This window comes from Streptomyces sp. WAC04114 (genome assembly GCF_019733245.1).
Taxonomy (GTDB): domain Bacteria; phylum Actinomycetota; class Actinomycetes; order Streptomycetales; family Streptomycetaceae; genus Streptomyces; species Streptomyces massasporeus_A.
Genome location: NZ_JAIGQA010000416.1, coordinates 1 through 643, shown reverse-complemented (window position 1 = coordinate 643; position 643 = coordinate 1). Strand labels below are relative to the sequence as shown.

Annotated in this window: 1 protein-coding gene; it reads right to left on the bottom strand. The window is 67.0% G+C overall.

Going from position 1 to position 643, the window contains the following annotated elements:
* A partial coding sequence (locus K4G64_RS39555; RefSeq protein ID WP_221760657.1) for an SRPBCC family protein occupies positions 1-643 on the bottom strand: 643 nt, incomplete at both ends.

The following is a 643-nucleotide window of genomic DNA, read 5'->3' as shown; positions in this document are numbered from 1 at the left end:
CGCCAGAGGTTGCCGGTGCGCTCGAACAGGCCCTGCGGGTGGTACTCCAGCACCAGCAGGACCCGGGTCATGTCGGGTGAGAGCTCATGGAAGGTCACGGCGCCGTCGACGTAGCCCTTGGCCCCCTTGGAGCGCCAGATGATCCGCTGGTCCGGCACCTGCTCGACGATCGTCGACTCCCAGGTCCGGTGGGACCAGAAGACCTGCGCCTTCCACGTCGTCTTCTCGTCGGACTGCTGGTCGACCCCTTCGACCTTCTTCATGAAGCTGGGGAAGTCCTGGAACTGGGTCCACTGGTCGTAGACGAGTCTCCGGGGAGCGCCCATGTCGAGTGCCTCGACGATGTTGATGAGCTTGAGCTTCTTCCCCTTGCCGCCCTTGCCGCCGCCGCCGGTGATCTTCTGCATCAGGCCGCCGGCCACCATCTTGTGCGATCCCTGTGTACCGGCGGCCACGGGATGCTTCGACCCGAGCACCGACCCGAGTAGGCTCAGCGCGCCCGATCCGCCCGATCCGCCCGAATCACCCGATCCGCCGCCCTGCACGTAGTCGGTCAGACGGCTGGTCAGGCCGCCGAGCTTCTCGGTCGCCGACGACAGGATCCGCTCCCCGAGCGCCTCGGCGAGGTTGCGCAGTTCCTGGG